Below are 14189 nucleotides of genomic sequence, written 5' to 3' on the forward strand. Positions count from 1 at the left end.
TGACCTACAGCGCGTGCGTCTTTTCAGACACACAAAGATCGCTGTAGCACTTTGAATTGCTGCATGTTTTTATCCTCAAAATCGGGCCCGATTTTAGGGAAACATGCAGTAGCGCGAATCCAGGAGTCCGGCAACGTCGAAGCCGCAAACAATGGCGCCGCGCACTCACCTGTCATAGTCAAGCAGCCGGCTGACCTCGGTCGACGATACCGAGGTCGTCGCTCTCGCGCACCCGCTTCAACTGCTCTTCCGCCTGTGTTGCCTCGCGCTGGCGGCTCCACATGGAAGCGTAAAGGCCATCGCGGTCGATCAGTTCCCCGTGCGTGCCGCGCTCCGCGATGACCCCGTCCTTGACGACGATGATCTCATCCGCATGAATGACCGTCGATAGACGGTGGGCGATGACGAGCGTCGTGCGGTTGCGGGACACGACGTCCAATGCCGCCTGAATTTCCTGCTCCGTCTTGGTATCGAGCGCGGATGTCGCCTCATCGAGGATCAAAATCGGCGGCGCCTTCAGGATCGTGCGGGCGATCGCCACGCGCTGCTTCTCGCCACCTGAAAGTTTCAGCCCGCGTTCACCGACCATGGCGCGGAACCCCTCCGGCAGGCCGCGAATGAAATCGGCGATCTGCGCCGCTTCGGCGGCCGCCTCGACCTCGGAGTCGGACGCCTCGACGCGACCGTAGCGAATATTGTAGGCGATCGTATCGTTGAAGAGCACGGTATCCTGCGGCACCATGCCGATCACCGCGCGCAAGCTTTTCTGCGTCACATCACGAACGTCCTGCCCGTCGATGGTAATCGATCCCTCTTGGACGTCGTAGAAGCGGTAGAGCAGCCGCGACAATGTCGATTTGCCCGCTCCCGATGGCCCAACGACCGCAACCGTCTTGCCGGCGGGAACGTCAAACGAGATCCCTTTGAGGATCGGACGGGCAGGATCGTAGGCGAAACGCACGTTCCTGAAGGCAATAGCGCCACGGTCGATCGTCAGTTCCTTCGCATTCGGGTGATCGACGACCTCCGCCTGAACATCGAGCAGATCGAACATGTGCTCGATGTCGGTCAGGCCTTGCCGGATTTCGCGATAAACGAAACCGATGAAGTTCAGCGGAATGGCAAGCTGGATCAGCATCGCGTTGACGAAGACGAAATCACCGATCGTCTGGTCGCCGCGCTGTACGGCGAGCGCCGATATCGTCATCATGACCGCGGTGCCCGCGCCGAAGATCAGCGCCTGGCCGAAGTTCAGCCAGCCGAGCGACGTCCAGACCTGGGTCGCGGCGCGTTCGTAGCGTTCCATTGACCTGTCGAACCGCTTTGCCTCCATCTCTTCGTTGCCGAAATACTTGACGGTTTCGAAGTTGAGAAGCGAGTCGATCGCCTTGGTGTTCGCGTCGGTGTCGCTGTCGTTCATCGAACGGCGAATGGCAATGCGCCAGTCACTGGCGCGCACCGTGAACCAGATGTAGAGCCAGACCGTCACCGCCGTCACGAAGAGATAGCTGAAGCCGTAGCCCCACCAGAAGATCACCGCCGTCAGCAGGAACTCGATAAGCGTCGGAACGCTGTTCAGGATCGTAAAACGGACGATCGTTTCGATGCCCTTGGTTCCGCGCTCGATGATACGCGAAAGCCCGCCCGTGCGCCGCTCGAGATGAAAGCGGAGCGAAAGCTGATGCATGTGGACGAAGGTTCTGTAGGCGAGTTGCCGCACGGCGTGCTGACCCACGCTCGCAAACAATGCATCACGCAACTGGTTCAGGCCCGCCTGCAGCAGACGCGCAAGATTATAGGCGAGCACCAACATGACCGCGCCGGTCAAAAATTGCGGCAGGGAGGCCAGCGCGTCCGGCCTGCTGTTGAGGGCATCGGTTGCCCACTTGAAAAAGTAGGGAACAAGAATAAGGACGACCTTCGCGATCACGAGGATCACCGTCGCCCAGACGACCCGCAACTTCAGATCCGCGCGATCTGCCGGCCACATGTAGGGCCAGAGGTTCACAATGGTCTCTAACGGATTGCTCGTGCTGGCAGAAACCGTCTTTTTCTGGTTTTGGGATGCCACGTCTCGTTCCGTTTCCAGTTCTGCTGCATGTTTCCTTAAATCGGAACCGATTTAAGGATTAAACATGCAGCAATTCAAAGTGCTGCAGCGTCCTTTGTGCGTCTGAAACGACGCACGGCGCTGCAGATCGTCAATGAAAAGCGGCGCCTTTTTGGAGACGCCGCGTTTGCTGACAAATCAGATAGGCTCGCATGCTCCTCGCCGCAATGGAATCGCGGCCAAAAAGGCGGGCTATTATTCGTGCTTCACGTGCTTGCGATGCATTTCCCGCGATTCGTCCTCGGACATCGCTTCGTCGGGAACACCGAAAACCTGGCCCGGACGGATCAAGTCGGGATTTTCGATCTGCTCCCGATTGGCAAGATAGATCGTCGTATAGCGAACCCCTGCCCCATAGACCCGGCGCGAAATCTGCCAGAGAGTGTCGCCGCGGCGGATGATGACCGAAGTCTTGCTCTCCTTGAGCGGAGCCTGCTCGATCATCGTGGGTTGTCCAGGCGCCTCGACGGATGCTGCGGCCGTCGCCTCGTCGGTCGCGGGCGCTGCCGCAGCGCTGCCAGCACCTTCGGCCATCGACGGCTCCGACGGCTTGGCGGTGTCCGTAGCCGTCTCGGCGTCAGGCCTGACAACTGCCTCGGCAACAGCACTCTGCCGCGTCAGCGCGGGGCCGACCGTGCCCTCGACCTTTGTCAGGGCTGCAGCGACGCTGGCCGGGTCCCGCTGGGAAGACTTGAGTACCGTCAGTGCATCGGCGGCCGCCTTGGAAGCCTCTGCGGCGGCCGTCGCCAGCGCCCGGTTCTCATTGTCCGCCGGCTTGAAGTCCGCGAGCGACTGGAGGGCGAATTCCGTCGCCGAGCGGGCCGCCGCAAGCTGCTCGGCAGTGGGCCGTTTGCCATCGGCGAAAAGTCCCCTCAGCAGGGCAAGCGCCTTGCCCGCTTCAGCCTTCAAGCGGTCGAGCCCGTCGCTCGCCGCCGCAGCCTGCGGACCGGCGACGGCGGAAACCTGCGTCCCCGCCGGCCTGTCGAAGGGCACGGAAGCGCGCATCGCAACCTTAACCCCGTCCTCGTTCAGCATGTCGGCCCGGATGATGTGGCTGCCGACCGCCAGGTCGATCGTGCCATCAACGACGAATTTACCCTTCTCGTCGGCCTTCATCTCGCCGACGAACTTGTCGTCGGCATAAATGCGTACCAATGCGCCGGGCTTGGCGTTGCCCGCAACGAACATCGTTCCGCCCTCAATCTCGACAGCGGTGACCTGAAGACCCGCAACGCCAGAGGGTTTGGCCGGCGTCCCGAGCGTGCCTGCAGGCTTGTCCGCTTGCTCCGCATTCGGCTGAACTGCGGCCATCGCCGGCTCTTCATCGATCTTCGGCGTCGTGATCAGGCGGCTCGCTTCACCAGGTTTGGATACCATCGCCAGCAACTGGCCGCTGGCGTCCTTCGGCACGGACACTGTCGCCACTTCCTCGGACGTCTTGGTCGCGCCGCCTGCACCGACGCTGCGCAGGGTCAGCTGGTGGTCGCCGGCAACAAGCGGTTTGTCGAAGACGGCAGCGAAGTCCCCGGCGGCCCCGACGTCGGCCGTGCCGATAATCGTGTTGCCGTTGAGAATTTCGAGTTTGGTCCCGGGCTGGGCACGTCCCGCAACGACGGTCGACCCATCGGGTTCGACGCGAAGGATGTCGAAGCCCGGAACAGTCCAGTTCGCTGGATCGGACGCGTCGGCAGCCTTGTTGCCCGTGACATTCGCCGCCGCCTGTCCTTCCGGTGCGGTCGGGGTGGTTTCGACCTTGGCCGCTGGCTTGGTCTCGGCCGGTTGACCACCACTGGCGGTTGGCTTTGCTGTCTGTTCCTTGCCGTCGTCACGCAGATTTGGCTGGACCACGAAAACCATCAATGCGGTCGCGGCCGCCAAAACACTCAGCGCCACCCAGCCGGCTTTGTTCTTCATCATGCTACTCTCCACACGGAGCGGAGCAATACAACGCCCCGCGCATGCCCGTTTTTATCGCCCTGCAGCGCGGGCCTTTTTCGCCATTATAGCGCAACAACGGCCTGCACGTCCGAATTCTTCAACGTATTACTGAAATTGCTAACGTTTCCTATAGTTTCATACAAGCTCCCGCATCTTATGTGGGGCTCACTGCCGCAGCTTTTTCCCTCATTTTTCTTGACCGATGCTGCGCTGCAATGTCTTTTGGCTCCATGACCAAGCAAATTGCCCCGATTCGATCGATCTGCGTCTATTGCGGTTCTCAGCCTGGGCGAGATGCAGCCCATATGCAGGCCGGTCGCGCACTTGGAAAATCGATCGCCGATCATGGTCTGCGCCTCGTCTATGGTGGCGGTACGCGCGGCATCATGGGTGCGGTGGCAAGCGGTGTGCTTTCCGCCGGCGGCGAGGTCACGGGGATCATCCCGGAATTCCTCATGGACAAGGAAGCGACGCGCCATTCACTGGGGCAGCTCAACGAGCTTGTTGTCACTGCCGACATGCATGAGCGCAAGCACAAGATGTTCGAGCGTGCCGACGCGTTCGTCGCGCTTCCTGGCGGTATCGGCACGCTTGAGGAAATCGTCGAGATCATGACCTGGGCGCAGCTCGGTCGCCACAGGAAACCGATGGTCTTCGGTAACATCAACGGCTTCTGGAACCCGATGCTGGAACTATTCCAGCATATGCGCGATCAGGGCTTCGTCCACACGGCCCACCTCGTCCAGCCGCTGGTGATCGACAGGGCCGAAGACATCGTCCCGGCGATTCTCGCGTCAGCCGGCGCCAAGGGGCGCGACGGCGAGGCAGATATCATTTCCAGGCTTTAGAGAAATTCCGGGAAACGCGTAATTTCAATTAATTAAACAGCGCCTGCATGGCTTCGCACGTCTGAAGAGACGCGCGCCGTGATAAATCTACTCAGCGGGAGCGGGCGGCGCGGCGCGGCGAGCCCTGCTTTCGACGAGCATCGCGCCCGAGTAGACGATAAGCGCGGCCCAGATCAATGCAAAGGCAATGAGTTTCGCTGTCCCGAAGGGTTCGTGAAAGACGAAAACCGCAATCACGAAGATCATCGTCGGAGCGATGTACTGCATGATGCCGATGGTCGAGAGCCGCAACAGCTTCGCGCCGTTGGCATAGATCATCAGCGGCACGGCGGTGACTATGCCGCAGGAGAGCAGCCATAGGACGTCGGCGACACCGGTATCGCCGAAGTGACCCTGGCCGGTGGCTTCAAGCCAGATGATGTAGCCGATCGACGGAATGCTGAGCAGCAGCACCTCGAGGAAGAAGCCCTGGTTCGGCCCGATCGGCAGCGTCTTGCGAAAAAACGCGTAGAAGCCCCAGGAGATGCAAAGCCCGATCGAGACCCATGGCAGGCCGCCGGCATCGAACGCGAGCACAGCGACGGCGATAGCGGCGAGCGCGATCGCTACCATCTGCGCCGTGTTCGGCCTTTCCTTGAGCAGGATGGCTCCGAGAAAGATCGAAAATAGCGGATTGATATAATAGCCGAGCGCCGTTTCGATGGCGCGACCGGCGCCGATCGCCCAGACATAGATGCCCCAGTTGATCGTGACGAGCACAGCGGTCACTGCCGCCATTCTCAGCATGCTCGGGGACCTGAGCGCCGCCTTCACCTCGTGCGTGCGACCGAGCCACAACAGCACGAGACCCGCGAGCGGCACGGACCAGACGATGCGGTGGGCGACGACTTCCGCCGCGGGGATGTGTGCTACGGCCTTCATGAAAAACGGCAGGAAACCCCAGAGCAGATAGGCGGAAAGCGCGAAGGCGAAACCCTTGGCGGAATCGGTGTTCTCAGCGGGCGTCTTCGCGTTGGGCTCGGCCATGGTTTCGTTCCTGACATCTCGGACACAGCGGAACTGACGCTCCGGTCCTTATCGACGGCCTGGTCAATGGACCAATGCCTCCTCATTCGAGGCGTCCTACTCCAACGAGCGGTAATGCACCAATTCATTTCCGTGAACGAAGAGTGAAACTCTCTGATCGAACGGTGAAGCGCACCCGAATCTCATTCGGCCGCGATCAATCCGATCTGATCGCGGTTCTTGAGGAGCTTGTAGACGATACTGTCCATGAGAGCCTGGAAGGACGCATCGATGATGTTGTCGGAAACACCAACCGTCCACCAGCGCGCGCCGGTGCGATCAGTCGATTCGATCAGCACGCGCGTGATCGCCTCGGTGCCGCCATTGAGGATACGCACCTTGTAGTCTGCGAGCTCGAGATCGACGATTTCCGACTGGTATTTGCCGAGGTCCTTGCGCAAGGCAAGGTCGAGCGCGTTGACCGGGCCATGGCCTTCGGCAACGGACATCATGACTTCCCCGTCGACGACGACCTTCACCACGGCCTCCGAGACCGTCTTCAAGTTCCCGTTCGCATCGAAGCGCCGCTCGACCATCACACGGAAGCTCTCGACGCGGAAGAAATCGGGGACGGTCCCAAGCGTGCGACTCGCGAGCAGGGCAAAACTCGCGTCCGCACCCTCATAAGCGTAGCCCGTGGCTTCGCGCTCCTTGACGATGGCGATCAACTTGTCGAGCCTCGGGTCGTCCTTGGCGACGCTGATGCCGCGCCGCTTGAGGGCATTGATGAAATTGGCCTTGCCGCCCTGGTCCGAGACCATGACCCTGCGCAGATTGCCGACGCTTTCGGGCGCGACATGCTCGTAGGTTCTCGGGTCCTTCAACAGCGCCGACGCGTGAATCCCGGCCTTCGTTGCAAAGGCCGACGCGCCAACATAGGGAGCCTGCGGATCCGGCGAGCGGTTCAGAAGCTCGTCGAACGCATGGGCGAGCGTCGTCAGTTCCTGCAGTTTCTCGGAATCCGCTCCGGTCTCGAAACGGCTGGAATAGGTTTCCTTCAGCGCCAGGGTCGCGATCAGCGTCACCAGATTGGCATTGCCGCAGCGTTCGCCGATGCCGTTCAGCGTTCCCTGGATCTGGCGGACGCCGGCCTCGACGGCGGCAAGCGAATTCGCCACGGCCTGGCCGGTGTCATTATGGGCGTGAATGCCTAGATTGGCACCGGGCACGCCTCCGGCGATCACGGCGGCGACGATTTCGCGCACCTCCGGCGGTTGCGTGCCGCCGTTGGTGTCGCACAGCACCACCCAGCGTGCTCCCGCCTCAAGCGCCGTCCTGGCACAGGCGAGCGCATAGGCCGGGTTTGCCTTGTAGCCGTCGAAGAAATGCTCGCAATCGACCATGGCCTCGCGACCGGAGGCGACAACGGCCTCGACCGAGGCGCGGATGTTGTCGAGGTTCTCCTCATTCGAACAGCCGAGTGCCACCTCGACATGATAGTCCCAGCTCTTGGCAACGAGACAGATCGCATCGCTCCTGGCGTCGAGCAATGCGCGCAGGCCCGGATCATTGGAGGCGGAGACGCCGGCGCGCTTGGTCATGCCGAACGCCACGAAGGAAGCCTTCTGTGTGCGCGTCTGCTTGAAGAACTCGGTGTCCGTCGGGTTGGCACCCGGATAGCCGCCTTCGACATAGTCCATGCCGAAATCATCGAGCATGGTCGCAATCGCAATCTTGTCCTCGACGGAAAAGTCGATGCCGGGCGTCTGCTGCCCGTCCCGAAGCGTGGTGTCGAAGAGATAGATGCGTTCTCTGGTCATGGCTCAGTTCCAACGTGCGATGCTAATAAGTCAGCGCGGGATGCCGGCGAAAAACCGCAGACACCTGCCGCTCTATTCGGCCTTGCCTGCAAACTTGTCCGTTGCCCGGATCAGGCGGTCGAGAATGCCCGGTTCCGAATAGGCGTGCCCCGCTCCTTCTATCAGGTGGAACTCCGCCTGCGGCCAGGCCTTGTGCAACTGCCAGGCATATTTGGCCGGGCACGGCATGTCGTAGCGGCCGTGCACGATGACGCCCGGAATGCCGTGGAGCTTATGCGCGTCACGCAGCAATTGCCCCTCCTCTAGCCAGCCCGCATTGACGAAGAAATGGTTCTCGATCCGAGCAAAGGCGTCGGCATACTCCTCCTCCTCGAAGCGTTCGCTCGTCGCCGGTTCCGGGAGCAGGGTAATCGTCTCGCCTTCCCAGATGCTCCAGGCCTTTGCGGCGGCTAGCCGCGTCGCGCGGTCCTCGCTTGTGAGCCGCCGATGATAGGCCAACATCATCTCGTGGCGCTCTTCCTGCGGGATCGGAGCAACGAAGCGTTCCCACTTATCGGGAAACATTTCCGACACGCCGAATTGATAGTACCAGTCGAGTTCGGCCCTGGTTAGCGTATAGATGCCCCTGACGACGAGTTCGGAAACACGGTCGGAGTGGGTTTCGGCATAGGCAAGCGCCAGCGTCGAGCCCCAGGAGCCGCCAAAAACCAGCCATTTGTCGACGCCCGCCAATTCACGCAAGCGTTCGATATCGGCGACGAGATGCCATGTCGTGTTCGCCTCGATCTCCGCATGCGGCGTGGACTTGCCGCAGCCGCGCTGATCGAACAGCGTCACATCGTAAAGTGCTGGATCGAAGAGGCGGCGGTGGTTCGGCGAGATCGTGCCGCCCGGTCCGCCGTGCAGGAAAACCGCCGGCTTTGCGCCGGGCGTACCCACGCGTTCCCAATAAATCACGTGGCCTTCGCCCACGTCGAGATGGCCGGACGCATAGGGTTCGATTTCGGGATAAAGGGTACGCAATGTGACGCTCACAACAGGTCTTCCTTGGGTGGCCAATGAACGGTGTCGTAGTCGGGATGCTGGCGGTTGGATTCCAGCACGCGCAAATGACGCGCAGCAGATTCTTCGCTGCCGTCATCAGTCTCCTTTTCAGGAAGGCGCGGCAGATGAGAAAACCACAACACGCGTGACTCGATTCCGGACTGATAGACGGGCTGTACGTCGTCCGGATCGTCCAGCGAGCCAAGAGCGATGTTCAGGAAATCCTCGCCGGGCATGTCGTAGAAGAGCGGCGTACCGCAGTCGCGGCAGAAGCCGCGTGTGACGACATCCGACGACTGGAACCAGGACGGCTCCCCGCGGGTGATGAGAAAATCATCCCGCTTGATATTGGCGAGCGGCAGGAAATAGTTGCCTGCCGCCTTCTGACACATGCGGCAATGGCAAAGATGCGGATCGTCGAGCGTGCCCTCGGCGCGGTAGCGCACCGCGCCGCATTGGCAGCCGCCCGTAAAAATTCGTCTGATCATCACTACCAGGCCCCTGCCGCCGGCCACTGGTCCGTCTCGTGGTCGGGATGCTGGAAGGAGATGATCTGTTCCTGCCGGGCATAATAATCCGGATCGTCGTGCACCGGCTGCTCGAAGATCGTTTCGACCCACGGCAACCGCGCGGCGTAATTGACCTGGATTTGCGGCGCGAGGTCGGAGCGGTCATCAAAGGCGCCGATCGCGATTTCGAGCCCGCCCGGATGCCGATAAGTCAGCGGCGTTCCACATTTCGGGCAGAAGCCCCGGTCGATATTGACCGAAGACTGAAAGTAGCTCGGCTCGTCGCGCGTCCATTCGACCCCATCCTTCGGAGCCGTGACTAGCGCCGAAAAGAACGACCCGAACTGCTTCTGACACATGCGGCAATGGCATATGGACGGGCGTCCGAGCTTTCCGTGGATGCGGAAGCGCACGGCTCCGCACTGGCATCCTCCTGTTCGTACAGCATCGGTCATCGCTTTGCCTCCGGTGGCCAGGTTTCGGTGTCGTGATCGGGGTGCTGATAGGAAACGAGATCGGCGAGGAACGAGCCCGCCGCCACATCCGCCATCGTCTCTTCGCCCGGAAGGTCGGGCACATGGTCGACATAGGGCAGCTTCGCCTCGATACCCCACTGGACCGTCGGCACGATACCCTGGGGCTTGTCGAAGGCTGCGATTGCCAGCGCCATGCCATCCGGCGCCTCGTAGGTCAGCGGTGTGCCGCAATCACCGCAGAAACCGCGCCAGACGGCGTTCGACGACTGAAAGCGCCGGCGCTCGCCGCGCGTCCAGGTGACCGTTGCGCCGCGCACCGAGACGAGCGGCAGATAGAAGTTCCCGCTCGCCTTCTGGCACATTCGGCAATGGCAAACGGAGGCGTCGCCGAGCGTTCCCTCGACGCGAAAGCGGATCGCGCCACATTGGCACCCGCCAGTATGGATCTCGTCCGTCATGTCACGCTCCTCTTCGTTCTGCGGCGATTGTCGCCTGTAACGGTCACGCCTGCGACCGCTTGACCTCCCAGGTCGTCACCCGTTCGCCGGTTTCCGGGTCCTTGGCGTCCTTGAGCTGGATGCCTAGGGCCTGGAGATCATTGCGAATGCCGTCCGCTTCGGCAAAGTTCTTCTCCTTGATGAGTTCGAGACGGGCACGCACCCTCGCGTCGATCTCGTGTACGACTGCCTCGTCGAGTTCGATTTCCTTCGGCGCGACGCCAAGCAAAGCTGCACTTGCGGCGAAAACGCCTGCCTGTCGCGAATCGAGGGATGCCTTCTGGGCAAGTGCATGCAACGCCTGAATGGCCGCGACGGTGTTGAGGTCATCCGCCAGTGCCGCAACGATCGCGGGATCCGGCTCGTCGGCTGTCTCCCCCGGTACAGGCCATTTGGACAGCAGGTGCTCGGCCTCCTCCAGCCGCTTGATGGAGAAGTCGATCGGCTCGCGATAGTGCGTCATCAGCATGGCAAGCCGCAGCACCTCGCCCGGCCATTTGCGGCCGCCGAACTTCTCCGTGTGGAGGAGTTCGTAGATGGTGACGAAATTGCCTTCGGACTTCGACATCTTGCGGCCTTCGACCTGCAGGAAGCCGTTGTGCATCCATACATTCGCCATCACCTCGGTCCCGTGGGCGCAGCGCGACTGGGCGATCTCGTTTTCATGATGCGGGAAGATCAGATCCAGTCCGCCGCCGTGAATGTCGAACACTTCGCCGAGATAGCGCCTGCTCATCGCCGAGCATTCGATGTGCCAACCGGGGCGACCACGTCCCCAGGGGCTCTCCCAACCGGGCTCGTCGTCCTCGGAAAGCTTCCAGAGCACGAAATCACCGGGATTTTTCTTGTGGGCATCGACGGCGACACGGGCGCCGGCCTGCTGTTCGTCGAGGTTGCGTTTCGAGAGCTGGCCATAATCGGTCATCGACTTCGTATCGAACAGGACTTCGCCGGCGGCCTGGTAGGCATGTCCCTTGGCGATCAGCGTCTCGATGATCTCGACCATCTGGGCGATATTTTCGGTGGCGCGCGGCTGCACGTCCGGATCTAGGCAACCGAGCGCCTTCGCATCTTCGAGAAACTGCGTCTCGGTTTTCTCGGTCACGCGCCGGATCGCCTCGTTCAGCGGCAGCCCCGGATAGTCGCGCAGCGCCCGCGCGTTGATCTTGTCGTCCACGTCGGTGATGTTGCGAGCATAGGTGACATGGTTCGCACCGTAGACATGGCGCAGCAACCGAAAAAGAACGTCGAAGACGATGTTCGGACGCGCGTTGCCGATGTGGGCATAGTCGTAGACCGTGGGGCCGCAGACATACATACGGACGTTCGCCGGGTCGATGGGCCGGAAATCGGCCTTCTCCCGCGTCAGTGTGTTGTACAGCTTCAAAGTCGGCATAGCGCCCATCCCAAATCTCCAAGCCTGCGTGCAACCGTCGGAATATACAGCGTCCGGGCGGCCCGCACGTTTGTCATCTTGGATTTTAGGAGACGAGAACGGCCAGGCCAGCGGATCGCTAGCGAATAATCTTCCGGCAAATAATGCAGATAACCGTTTTCATGGCGACACTTATCGCGCTTCACATCACGCCGGTCAAGAGGTCAACCACGGGCAAGCAACGACCGGCATCATAGAATGATGGCGGCCATGGTTTTGTCATCATTAGCTTATCTGGATCGCCGCAACGGGAAGGAGATTCGCGATTGCAGATTGGCCCTGCATTCCGATTCCTGTTTCCGGAGGAACAAGGAGGAGCTTTGTTTTCGCGCATAACGGGAAAACAAAGTGTTTCCGGTCAGGGAAAGCACCATGGAGACAATAGAAGTGAAGGCCGCCAAGACCACCGACACCAAAGCACCCGCCGCCGACCTGGTAGCGCTTTACCGGCCGCTGGGCCTCAGGGCCGTGCTCGCCGCCGCACTGCAGATCAAGGTCAAGCCGTCAGGCAAACTCGTCAAGCGCCCCGCTTGATCTACAGCGCCGCGCGTCTTGTCAGACGCGCAAAAGACGCTGCAGCGCTTTGAATTGCTGCATGTTCTTCAAATCGGCTACGATTTAGGGGACCATGCAGTAGACCCCACCAAGGGGCACCCCGCTAAAACAAGGACATCTGCCCGTTGTCGTCGTTACGGTCGTCAGCGCGTTTCCGGCGCGCCGTTTCCGGCGACTTTGCAGGAACGACCTCATCGTGAAGCTCGGGTCCGGTATTGGTGACCTTGTTGACCTTGTCGGACACGGGGATCGCCTCGAAATAGTCGTCCGGGACCGGAGTCATGAGATCGGCGACTTCGCGCGGCTCCTGGGTTCTGCAGTCCAGCCAGCGGGCAAAGTCTTCCGGCTGGACTACGACCGGCATGCGATCATGGATATGCCGGATCACCGTGTTTGCGCCAGTGGTGAGGATCGCTGCCGTGTCGACCTCCGAGCCGTCCGCCGAAGACCAGGTCTCCATGAGGCCGGCAAAGGCGACGATCCCGCCCCGCTTCGGACGGACCCAGTAGGCCTGCGAAGCTTCGCCACTGCCCTTTGCCGGGCGGTGCCACTCGTAGAAGCCCGAGGCCGGCACCAGAATGCGGCGATGCCGCATCGCTGCTCGGAAAGCAGCCCTTGCGACCGCCGATTCCGAACGGGCGTTGATGAGCAACGGGAACTTGCGTGGATCCTTCACCCAGCCGGGCGTGAAGCCCCAGCGGACAAGCAGGGCCTTGCGCTCCGGCAGGTTGCTCCCGGGTCTCGCCCGATCCGAGGCAACGACCACGATGATCGGCTGCGTCGGCGCGATGTTGTAGCGCGCCGGAAAGTCTTCCGCCTCCAGCAGCCCAAATAGTTCCAACAATTCTTCCGGCGTCGCCGTGAGCGCAAAACGTCCGCACATGACATGGATGTGGCACTTCACGTAGGATGGGTCAACGATCCAACGCCATTTTGATTCTGCGATGCAAAAGCGGCCCGAACTTGCCTCCTCCGCCATCCTCGAACGGGATGGGCGCTATCTCCTCGTCCGGCGCGCCAATCCGCCGTCGGCCGACATGTACGCCTTTCCCGGCGGCCGGGCAGAGCCGGGAGAGACGCCGGCAGAGACGGCACTGCGCGAGCTTGCCGAGGAGACCGGCATCAGTGGCCGCGACCCGGTGCTCTTCGAAACCTACGATCTGCCGGGAAAGGAATCGGAAGGGCGGCATTTCCTGCTCTCAGTTTTCACGGTCCATGCGGATACCAATTCTGTCGCGATCGCCAGCGACGATGCCGCAGGCGTCGGCTGGTTCACGCCGCAGGAAATCTTCGAACTGCCGATTCCGCAGAGCGTTCGCCAATGCGTCGAAAAACTGTCTGGCCTCTCGCCAAGACACAACGTGGCTGATCCCTGCCACAAAACCGACGTTGATTCGGATTTGATGGGACCATGACCAGCGCGCTGCCCCCTCTTCGACTTGCCCTGATTGGCGCCGTTCTCGCCTTCGCCGCGGGCGCCGCCGCCCAAGAAGAGGCACCGTCCCAACAGGACAAGGCGCCTGAAGCGGCTACGGAGGAAAAGTCGACGCCCTACGATCAGCGGCTGATTCGCCTCGCCGAAATTCTCGGATCGGTCCATTATCTGCGCAATCTCTGCCTCAAGGCGGAAGAAGACACCTGGCGACGCTCGACGCAGGAATTGCTCGACAAGGAGACGGGCGACGAACCGAAGCGGCGCGAGCGTCTGACAGCTGCGTTCAACCGTGGATATCGAACCTTCGCGTCGGTCTACACGACCTGCACGGAGCCGGCCACTCTCGCCGAGCAGCGATACCGTGCCGAAGGTGCAACACTTGCGTCAGAAATCGTCGCCCGCTTTGGAAATTAGCAATAAATTAACCTCTTTTCCCGGGACCCCGTGTCGTTTCGGGAAAAGGCTGCTAAGTTTGTTAAGAGAGTGGTAAGAAGTGACCGGCGTATCCGCCCCGTTC

14 protein-coding genes are annotated in these 14189 nt (G+C 61.2%); 4 read left to right on the forward strand and 10 right to left on the reverse strand.

Going from position 1 to position 14189, the window contains the following annotated elements; genetic code table 11:
• Window positions 1-178: 178 nt before the first annotated feature.
• Window positions 179-2071, reverse strand: a complete 1893-nt coding sequence (locus tag ILFOPFJJ_RS09945; RefSeq protein ID WP_173510397.1) for an ABCB family ABC transporter ATP-binding protein/permease — start codon at window positions 2069-2071, stop codon at window positions 179-181.
• 234 nt (window positions 2072-2305) lie between these two features.
• On the reverse strand, window positions 2306-4027 hold the full coding sequence (locus ILFOPFJJ_RS09950; RefSeq protein ID WP_173510398.1) for a LysM peptidoglycan-binding domain-containing protein: 1722 nt from the start codon (window positions 4025-4027) through the stop codon (window positions 2306-2308).
• A 251-nt stretch (window positions 4028-4278) separates the two neighbouring features.
• On the opposite strand from ILFOPFJJ_RS09950, the gene ILFOPFJJ_RS09955 reads away from it, so the two are divergent.
• Complete coding sequence (locus ILFOPFJJ_RS09955) at window positions 4279-4896, forward strand: LOG family protein (protein ID WP_173510399.1); 618 nt, start codon at window positions 4279-4281, stop codon at window positions 4894-4896.
• 87 nt (window positions 4897-4983) lie between these two features.
• On the opposite strand, the gene rarD is transcribed toward ILFOPFJJ_RS09955, so the two are convergent.
• The 7 genes from rarD to cysS form a co-directional block, all read right to left on the reverse strand.
• A complete protein-coding gene (gene rarD / locus ILFOPFJJ_RS09960; protein ID WP_173510400.1) occupies window positions 4984-5922 on the reverse strand; it encodes an EamA family transporter RarD in 939 nt (312 codons plus the stop codon).
• Between the two features lie 182 nt (window positions 5923-6104).
• Window positions 6105-7721, reverse strand: coding sequence for a citramalate synthase (gene cimA, locus ILFOPFJJ_RS09965; protein WP_173510401.1), 1617 nt, complete (start codon window positions 7719-7721; stop codon window positions 6105-6107).
• A gap of 72 nt (window positions 7722-7793) precedes the next feature.
• A complete protein-coding gene (pip, locus tag ILFOPFJJ_RS09970) occupies window positions 7794-8756 on the reverse strand; it encodes a prolyl aminopeptidase (RefSeq protein ID WP_173510402.1) in 963 nt (320 codons plus the stop codon).
• Window positions 8753-9253 (reverse strand): GFA family protein, encoded by a 501-nt coding sequence (locus tag ILFOPFJJ_RS09975; protein ID WP_173511478.1) that lies wholly within the window; start codon window positions 9251-9253, stop codon window positions 8753-8755. Before ILFOPFJJ_RS09975 ends, pip begins: the two co-directional genes overlap by 4 nt.
• 2 nt (window positions 9254-9255) lie before the next feature.
• On the reverse strand, window positions 9256-9729 hold the full coding sequence (locus ILFOPFJJ_RS09980) for a GFA family protein (protein WP_173510403.1): 474 nt from the start codon (window positions 9727-9729) through the stop codon (window positions 9256-9258).
• Window positions 9726-10208 carry a GFA family protein gene (locus ILFOPFJJ_RS09985; RefSeq protein WP_173510404.1) on the reverse strand — a complete coding sequence of 161 codons (483 nt, stop codon included), beginning with the start codon at window positions 10206-10208 and terminating at the stop codon, window positions 9726-9728. The genes ILFOPFJJ_RS09980 and ILFOPFJJ_RS09985 overlap by 4 nt, the downstream gene beginning before the upstream one ends.
• Window positions 10209-10251: 43 nt before the next feature.
• Window positions 10252-11652 carry a cysteine--tRNA ligase gene (gene cysS / locus ILFOPFJJ_RS09990; RefSeq protein WP_173510405.1) on the reverse strand — a complete coding sequence of 467 codons (1401 nt, stop codon included), beginning with the start codon at window positions 11650-11652 and terminating at the stop codon, window positions 10252-10254.
• Window positions 11653-12054: 402 nt separating this feature from the next.
• Here cysS and ILFOPFJJ_RS09995 point away from each other — a divergent pair, with 402 nt between their 5' ends.
• A complete protein-coding gene (locus ILFOPFJJ_RS09995) occupies window positions 12055-12216 on the forward strand; it encodes a hypothetical protein (protein ID WP_173510209.1) in 162 nt (53 codons plus the stop codon).
• A gap of 124 nt (window positions 12217-12340) precedes the next feature.
• Here the strand turns inward: ILFOPFJJ_RS09995 and ILFOPFJJ_RS10000 are convergent, their stop codons facing one another.
• On the reverse strand, window positions 12341-13120 hold the full coding sequence (locus ILFOPFJJ_RS10000) for an SOS response-associated peptidase (RefSeq protein WP_173510406.1): 780 nt from the start codon (window positions 13118-13120) through the stop codon (window positions 12341-12343).
• Between the two features lie 61 nt (window positions 13121-13181).
• On the opposite strand from ILFOPFJJ_RS10000, the gene ILFOPFJJ_RS10005 reads away from it, so the two are divergent.
• Both ILFOPFJJ_RS10005 and ILFOPFJJ_RS10010 read left to right on the forward strand, forming a co-directional pair.
• A complete protein-coding gene (locus ILFOPFJJ_RS10005; RefSeq protein ID WP_173510407.1) occupies window positions 13182-13652 on the forward strand; it encodes an NUDIX hydrolase in 471 nt (156 codons plus the stop codon).
• Window positions 13649-14086 (forward strand): TIGR02301 family protein, encoded by a 438-nt coding sequence (locus tag ILFOPFJJ_RS10010; RefSeq protein ID WP_173510408.1) that lies wholly within the window; start codon window positions 13649-13651, stop codon window positions 14084-14086. The genes ILFOPFJJ_RS10005 and ILFOPFJJ_RS10010 overlap by 4 nt, the downstream gene beginning before the upstream one ends.
• Window positions 14087-14189 lie beyond the last annotated feature (103 nt).

The sequence above is a fragment of the Sinorhizobium psoraleae genome, assembly GCF_013283645.1.
In the GTDB taxonomy this organism is placed as follows: Bacteria; Pseudomonadota; Alphaproteobacteria; order Rhizobiales; family Rhizobiaceae; genus Sinorhizobium; species Sinorhizobium psoraleae.

Excerpts from the sequence above, each read along its gene's own strand:
- ILFOPFJJ_RS09950 (WP_173510398.1), bottom strand. The coding sequence starts at position 4,027 with ATGATGAAGAACAAAGCCGGCTGGGTGGCGCTGAGTGTTTTGGCGGCC.
- ILFOPFJJ_RS09955 (WP_173510399.1), top strand. The coding sequence starts at position 4,279 with ATGACCAAGCAAATTGCCCCGATTCGATCGATCTGCGTCTATTGCGGT.
- rarD (WP_173510400.1), bottom strand. The coding sequence starts at position 5,922 with ATGGCCGAGCCCAACGCGAAGACGCCCGCTGAGAACACCGATTCCGCC.
- cimA (WP_173510401.1), bottom strand. The coding sequence starts at position 7,721 with ATGACCAGAGAACGCATCTATCTCTTCGACACCACGCTTCGGGACGGG.
- ILFOPFJJ_RS09975 (WP_173511478.1), bottom strand. The coding sequence starts at position 9,253 with ATGATCAGACGAATTTTTACGGGCGGCTGCCAATGCGGCGCGGTGCGC.
- ILFOPFJJ_RS09980 (WP_173510403.1), bottom strand. The coding sequence starts at position 9,729 with ATGACCGATGCTGTACGAACAGGAGGATGCCAGTGCGGAGCCGTGCGC.
- ILFOPFJJ_RS09985 (WP_173510404.1), bottom strand. The coding sequence starts at position 10,208 with ATGACGGACGAGATCCATACTGGCGGGTGCCAATGTGGCGCGATCCGC.
- cysS (WP_173510405.1), bottom strand. The coding sequence starts at position 11,652 with ATGGGCGCTATGCCGACTTTGAAGCTGTACAACACACTGACGCGGGAG.
- ILFOPFJJ_RS09995 (WP_173510209.1), top strand. The coding sequence starts at position 12,055 with ATGGAGACAATAGAAGTGAAGGCCGCCAAGACCACCGACACCAAAGCA.
- ILFOPFJJ_RS10000 (WP_173510406.1), bottom strand. The coding sequence starts at position 13,120 with ATGTGCGGACGTTTTGCGCTCACGGCGACGCCGGAAGAATTGTTGGAA.
- ILFOPFJJ_RS10005 (WP_173510407.1), top strand. The coding sequence starts at position 13,182 with ATGCAAAAGCGGCCCGAACTTGCCTCCTCCGCCATCCTCGAACGGGAT.
- ILFOPFJJ_RS10010 (WP_173510408.1), top strand. The coding sequence starts at position 13,649 with ATGACCAGCGCGCTGCCCCCTCTTCGACTTGCCCTGATTGGCGCCGTT.